This is a genomic window from Shewanella sp., from assembly GCF_051658185.1.
Lineage (GTDB): Bacteria > Pseudomonadota > Gammaproteobacteria > Enterobacterales > Shewanellaceae > Shewanella.
This window is the reverse complement of the sequence record NZ_JBOFMC010000085.1, coordinates 1-6,513: the sequence shown is the minus strand read 5'-3', so window position 1 is coordinate 6,513 and position 6,513 is coordinate 1. Positions and strand designations below refer to the sequence as shown.

Below are 6,513 nucleotides of genomic sequence, written 5' to 3'. Positions count from 1 at the left end.
ATCGTGGTGAGAAGGGTGGGCGGATGATTGATGTAAGTAAGGTTGATGTAAGTAAGATTGATGTCAGCATGGGAGCAGCGTGGGCGCAGGCCTTTATCTGGCAGGATGGGCGCTGGCTATTTCGTGAGGGGCGCGGCCACTATTGCGCTGCGAGAGCCGTGGCCAAGGCGTGCGATCGTTTTATCCCCGACGATGAAGATGAGCATATCGATGATGAGCTGCGCTCTTGCTATAACTGTCAGTATCGGCGCTGGACGGTGACCGGCTTTGAATGCCTCGCGTTGGTGGCAGGGTAACCGATAGCGGCTGGCTAATGGTCGGGATAGCATTGCTGTTAAGCGTCCATTTTTAGATCAAGTTTTGGAGCACGTGTTTAGCGCAAGATTTTAGATCAGCAGCTTAACTCAAAGATTTAGCCTTGATGTAAACGGCCCATGTTAGGGGCGCTTGTTTGTATTTACCCCTTTGCGGCCTTGGGCGGCAAGTGGCGGCGGCCATGGCAATCACCCTCAACACGCTTCATCATGACCTCTCGCGCGCTTGTTTCTGTGATGTTTGTAATAGATTGCTGCAAAAACAAGCTAGTAACTTGGTATAACAGCTTATTTTCAAGTAAAGCGTATAGCGATTTACTCAAAGCTAGCTTAGAATCCCCATGTCGCGCGGAGTTTTTCATTAAGTGCCAGCAAATCAAGCACATCAATTGCAAACGCAGCGAAAGTTTGCTCATCAAATTGGGCCCGTCGCGTAGGTTGTCAAGTGATATTCTGGTGAATCATGCCTGAGGTTGTAGTGATGAGTGAGTCGGCATCATCGGCTGAGTTAATCAAATTGCCCGTGTCCAAGTTGACGTTAGGGATGTTTGTCAGCGCGATCGACAATAATAACAAACGGCTTGCTGTCGCCAATGCAGGGCAAATTAAGCATAAAGATGCGATTGTGCGGCTAACGAGGCATGGCGTTAAATTTGTGTGGGTTGATAAAGAGCGCTCCGCGCCCCATTGCGGCTTTCACAAAAAATCTCGTGAAGATGCTAGCTCAGGCAAAGCGCTTGCGCTGCGTGAGTTCCAGCAGCATCAGGCCAAAACTATCCTCAGTGAAGCCAAGGATTTGCTGCGTAAGGTGCTGTCAGAAACCTTTGAAGGGAAAGCCATTGAGGTCACCCCCTTTGAAGCGCTCGCCGATAGCATGATCGAGTCAGTTCTGCTTGATGCCGACGCGTTAAAATGTGTCTCCGCCCTGCGTACTAAAGATGCTTATTTACTTGAGCATTCCGTCAATGTCGCGTTTTTATTGGTCACCTTCGGTAAATATTTACAGCTTGAGCGCGCTGAGCTACGGGAAATGGCGATTGGCGGTATTTTGCACGATATCGGCAAAATAAGGATCGATAATAACGTCCTGCACAAGCCCGGCAAATTGACGCCGGAGGAGTTTGAGCACATTAAGCTGCATCAAACTTATGCCCTTGAAATTATTAGCCAGACGCAAGGGCTGTCGCAAATGAGTCAGGATATCTGCTTGATGCACCATGAGAAACTCGATGGTCGAGGTTATCCAAGGGGGCTAAAGGAAGAGCAGATCCCGCTACATGGGCGCATGAGTTGTATTGTTGATATTTTTGACGCACTTACCGCCACGCGTTGTTATAAAGAGGCGATGAGCCCAGCGGCGGCGTTTAAAATTTTACTCAGCCTCACGCCTTTCCATCTCGATCAGCAATTGGTTTACGATTTTATTCGCTGTGTTGGTGTGTACCCTGTGGGTTCTTTGGTGGAATTATCCGATGGCCGAGTCGGGATCGTATGGACCGCCAAAGGCCGGGACGCATTAAACCCGATCGTGAAATGTTTTTACTCATTAAAATCAAAGTGTTATATCGAGGTGGCAATGGTCGACTTGCTCAAGTCAGATCTCCATATTGAGCGCGGAGTGTCGCCAAGTTCACTGGATATTGACCCTAGCCCTTTTTATTAACCCCTTGCCCGTACGGTTAGCGTTTATAGCTATTTGTTATTTAAAATCGATATTTGTCGGGTTTTTGATTCTAAGAAATAATGGGCAACCTCTCCATTTGCGGGAAGATGCCCTTGAACAACGCCTTTATTATCCTGTTTTGCCTGATAGCGACGCTCGCCTCGACCCAAACCAGTGGTTTGCTGCGCTCGCTTATCGAACTTAGCGCCTTTTGCACTCTCGTGTATTGGGTATGGCATCGGGTCACGCCAAAATAATCCCGGTACATTCACCCTATTGATTGAAATACAGAATATACACTAACGAGGTGACGCCAATCGCTGCCCATAACATCAGCCCCAGTATCAGTGGTTTGGCGCCGCTGGCCCGCATTTTTTGCACAGTGATCCCTGAGCCTATCAAAAATAAACACAGGACTAAGGTGTGTTTTGATGCCGTAAAGAGGCCTTCATACAGGGAGTGAAACTGGGGTAGCGCGTGGGCGATAGCGATAGCCAAGCAATAAAAACCAATAAAATAAGGTAGATTAAGCTTACGCTTATCCCCCCCAAACAACATGGCACTCACCAGTGCGATGGGAATGATCCACAACGCTCGGGCGAGTTTGATGGTCGTGGCGGTTGTTAAAGCCTCGTCACCATAAGCTGAAGCCGCCCCGACAACCGATGAGGTATCGTGGATCGCAATCGCGCTCCATACCCCAAAATCGTATTGGCTCATATTGAATAAATGGCCCAGTACTGGGAATAAAAATAGCGCGATAGAATTTAGCACAAACACGCAGGCCAGCGCCGTTGCGGCTTGATCGTTGCGCGCATTAATCGCCGGGGCCACCGCAGCAATGGCGCTGCCGCCACAAATCGCGGTGCCCGAGGCAATTAAATGACCCGTGATAGGGTCGAATTTAAGCGCTCGGCTAAGCAGAACCCCAAGGATGAGGGTGAACAAGATTGAGCCGACAATTAAGCCAAAATTGTGAGTGCTTGCTGCTATCGCCGCATCAAGATTGATGCCAAACCCGAGGCCGATGATGGAATAGGACAGCAGTTTTTTAGTCAGTGCAACTATGTTCCATTGTGTGGGCACCCAGCCTAGGCTGGCGAGGGTAAAGCCTAGGACCAAGGCCATGGGCGATGAGATAAAGGGCGTGAGGCAGACAAGCCCGGTACCGATAAAAATCACCTTGCGGTAATGGTTCGGTAATTGTGATGCTGATGGTAGGTTCATAAGGCTCTTAAATGCGCATGGTTTGGCGAATCTTGGTAATCAAAATATCAGCCAATCTATCGTTATAATATGCTGATAAATATTGATTTTATTTTATGCGCGTAATGAATTTATAATTGGCTCGGTATTATAGCGACCAATTAGTGAATCAATAAAATAAATTTAACTTATCCGTAAGGTCAAATTAATTGACGCTAAAGTGCCGCGAGTAAGCCGCCAGCAACGAGGGGGAAATGAAGCGATACTGCAGGACTAAGGAGCTCGAATTGGGCGAGCTCCTTAGCTTAGAGATTAGCGGTGTACCGGGTACAGCAAGGCGTGGTCGCGGTTTCCAGAGCGCTAAACCGCGCGTCTTAAGGAGTATTCGTGGTTGGCATGCCCGCTTGCAGTAGGCTGAGCCAGTGGTGACTCCGATTCGAGCGGGTGTCTGGCGCGCCCTGTTTGTTGGCGCTCTGGCTGGGTAGATTTTCTAACTTGGCCAGTTCCCGCGTACCTATCATGCCATTTCGATCGAAGTGGAGTTCGACATGGTAATCCTGATCACATAACTCGATGGCGCAGGGGGCATTTTTGCTGCCGTTAAAATCCACAAAATGTTTGGGATGGCGTAAACCACTTTGGCTACCATCGGCAAAAAAAGCCAGCAGATGTTGATAATACACAACATAGCTGCAGACATCTTGATGTGAACCGGTGCTGAGTGGAAAGACGCGGTCGAGAAACCGTTTGGCCGCGCTGAGCTTTTCTTGTTCCGCTGCCGCCACTTGGGCATTGACGCAGGCGGCTTCGGCGATGAGGCTGTGTGGCTTGGCTGGGTTAGCATGGCTGTAGGTTGACATATTCATCGCGTATTCCTCTGGATCATTCAATCGAAAACAACAGGTTAATGATTCATTTGCCGGTGATGACACACTAGCGCGTATTAACCCGCTTAGCCGAGTGGCACTAAGTGGGTGTCACTCGCGGCATAACGATTCGTGACTCGCCCTTGTACTCCCTTAAGCACCGCAATCGTCGGGTATGGCCGAGTTATCGAATGCATTGCTTGATTTGTAGTCTAGTTGTTTTTTGTTTACAATTTCACAATAAAAATTTTACAGTGTGAATTTTACAAAATGCGCATTGATCAAAGCCTGATGAGAAAGTCCCATTTCCTGGGTACCAAAATACGTAACCTACGGAAGCGTAACAATTTAACCATGGAAGATTTATCGGCACGCTGTATCCGCGTCGATGCGGGTAGTGCGCCCTCGGTGTCATATTTATCGATGATCGAGCGAGGTAAGCGCGTGCCCAGTGCCGAAATGCTGGCCGTGATTGCGACAGTGTTTCAAAAGGACGTTGGCTGGTTTTTAGATGATGCGCCCGAAGAGAGTGCCATCACCCCAGACAAGGGCCGCCGCGGCGGGATTAGCGGTATGGCGCTCGAACCCAGTTTTCTGTTTTCAAATGATATTTTGCAAATTGCCATACCCGAAATGTTGTCGCAGACCGGGATCTCAGGCCGACAATTTGCCCATTTGCTCATTCGCGCCCATCAAGAACACCACCAAAACCATTTCCCCGATCTTGAACGCGCCGCTGAAGAGGTAGGGCTAAAGCGTATGCCCTTATCCCTCGAGGATATGCTGGATATTGCCAAGGGCGTTGGCTTAAAAATCAAGTGGATAGATAGCACTCCTCAGGAAGTGATTGACGAGCGTGGCGTCAGTTCGCATCAGTTAGTCACGTCTTTTTTTGAGCCACCCAGCACGATTTATATCAATAAAATGCTTAAAAACCGCCCCAGTCGGCTGAAGTACGATCTCGCCGCCCATATTGGCCATTGCGTATTACACAATAAGGATGGGCTTAAGAGTGTGATGATCTCCGGCCGTAAATTGGAGATGGATGAAGAAGTGACAATGCAATCTAATACCCTGAACGCACAGGATATTTTGCATGCATGGCGCGACTTTGAGTCCAGCTTTTTCGCGGGAGCCTTGTTATGCCCTAAAGTGCCTTATCGGCAATTGCTCGACCGCCACGGCTACGAAATTGAGGTGCATAAACAGCTACAAGTGTCGGCCTCGGTTGCTATGCGGCGGATGACCGTGGTATCGCCTTATCCCCATTGGCATTATTTTGATGCCTACGCGCCGGGCAAACTTAAAGCCGTTTATCGTGGCAACGGTATTCCCCTGCCTTGGGGCAATATGCGGCTGGTGGAAGACCCCTGCCAACACTGGGCGGTGTTTAGAATGATCAGTGAGCCTTCCGTCGGGACATCGGCGCAGATTTCGATTTTAAATGTGGGGAATGAACCGCGAATTTATTGCTGCGAATCGATTAAGGTCGAAGATTCGGCAGGCAACCCTCATGTGCTCTGCGCTGGCATTGATCTCAATCCGGCCATTGAGGCTCAAGGTAAAGATGCGCTCTCTATCGCCCATGATCTCAAAGCGGCCTGCGTGGCGGGCGGCGGCTCAGTGGCGATCCCTAAGCATATCAAAAGTGACTTAGTCAGCATTGCTAAGATATTGAATATCAACTGGATAGAACGCGGGATTAAAAACGATGCCCGCCTGATTTGCTCCCGCGGCGCCGTCTGCCCACGCCAACCCAGCTGTTATCAAGCGGGTAAATCGCAGTGTGATGGGAAAGAGTAAGATGTCGCAGAGGGGATTGAGGTTAAGCACGCTCACCTCAATAGCGCGCTGGCTGTTTGTTTTATCAGAAGTATCCAACATGGCTAGACGGTGACCTCTGTAGTACACAAAAGTGAATGGATAGAAGGGCGTTAAATATTGAAGGGCGAACCATGGTATTTGCTCAACGACACGGTGAATAGAAACCTAGGGTTTCTGAGCTTATGAACGAGAGCTATGGATGGCGAACTGGCTGTTAAACACGGATGTTGTTCAAGCTCATCCTTGGATGCAGGGCCGCCCGTCTGATGTGAATGGATTCACGAATGCAGCGATGGCATGGATGCAAAAAAGCGGCCATGGGGCGGACGGTCGTCTCGCTAATCACCATGGTTCACCTATTTAGCACTGACGTAGCCTGTAGACTTTTAAAAACCTAAGGCAGCAGGCTTTGGGACAAAAGCGTGATAGCTCCTTTTCTCTAACTTGTCAGTTTCGGATGAAAATTTCTATGGAGATAACGCCGCCATAAGCCGCGCGTGCTTGCGAGAGTCGGGCGACCGTATGGAGCGTATTTAATGGCCTTGTTATAGGGCTAACTCGCTTTCTTGAGGAACTGGCACCGCAGACTCTAACACTAAAATTTCTGAATACAAGGCAATTAAGTGTTCAATAGTCAAAT

At 49.1% G+C, this 6,513-nt stretch carries 6 protein-coding genes; 4 read left to right on the top strand and 2 right to left on the bottom strand.

Annotated elements, in window-relative coordinates; translation table 11 throughout:
• The 3 genes from ACRCZA_RS03800 to ACRCZA_RS03790 all read left to right on the top strand — a co-directional run.
• A partial coding sequence (locus ACRCZA_RS03800; RefSeq protein WP_438673151.1) for a hypothetical protein occupies positions 1–296 on the top strand: 296 nt, incomplete at its 5' end.
• Between the two features lie 499 nt (positions 297–795).
• A complete protein-coding gene (locus tag ACRCZA_RS03795) occupies positions 796–1,977 on the top strand; it encodes an HD-GYP domain-containing protein (RefSeq protein ID WP_438673152.1) in 1,182 nt (393 codons plus the stop codon).
• A 113-nt stretch (positions 1,978–2,090) separates the two neighbouring features.
• Positions 2,091–2,234, top strand: a complete 144-nt coding sequence (locus ACRCZA_RS03790; RefSeq protein ID WP_438673153.1) for a hypothetical protein — start codon at positions 2,091–2,093, stop codon at positions 2,232–2,234.
• A gap of 16 nt (positions 2,235–2,250) precedes the next feature.
• Here ACRCZA_RS03790 and ACRCZA_RS03785 read toward each other — a convergent pair whose 3' ends face one another.
• A complete protein-coding gene (locus ACRCZA_RS03785; protein WP_438673150.1) occupies positions 2,251–3,204 on the bottom strand; it encodes a YeiH family protein in 954 nt (317 codons plus the stop codon).
• 353 nt (positions 3,205–3,557) lie between these two features.
• Positions 3,558–4,049 (bottom strand): malate synthase, encoded by a 492-nt coding sequence (locus ACRCZA_RS03780; protein WP_438673149.1) that lies wholly within the window; start codon positions 4,047–4,049, stop codon positions 3,558–3,560.
• Between the two features lie 270 nt (positions 4,050–4,319).
• Here ACRCZA_RS03780 and ACRCZA_RS03775 point away from each other — a divergent pair, with 270 nt between their 5' ends.
• The gene (locus ACRCZA_RS03775) at positions 4,320–5,852 is read left to right on the top strand and encodes a DUF3612 domain-containing protein (RefSeq protein ID WP_438673148.1); all 1,533 of its coding nucleotides are present in this window, start codon (positions 4,320–4,322) and stop codon (positions 5,850–5,852) included.
• Positions 5,853–6,513: the final 661 nt, after the last annotated feature.

Excerpts from the sequence above, each read along its gene's own strand:
- ACRCZA_RS03795 (WP_438673152.1), top strand. The coding sequence starts at position 796 with ATGAGTGAGTCGGCATCATCGGCTGAGTTAATCAAATTGCCCGTGTCC.
- ACRCZA_RS03785 (WP_438673150.1), bottom strand. The coding sequence starts at position 3,204 with ATGAACCTACCATCAGCATCACAATTACCGAACCATTACCGCAAGGTG.
- ACRCZA_RS03780 (WP_438673149.1), bottom strand. The coding sequence starts at position 4,049 with ATGAATATGTCAACCTACAGCCATGCTAACCCAGCCAAGCCACACAGC.
- ACRCZA_RS03775 (WP_438673148.1), top strand. The coding sequence starts at position 4,320 with ATGCGCATTGATCAAAGCCTGATGAGAAAGTCCCATTTCCTGGGTACC.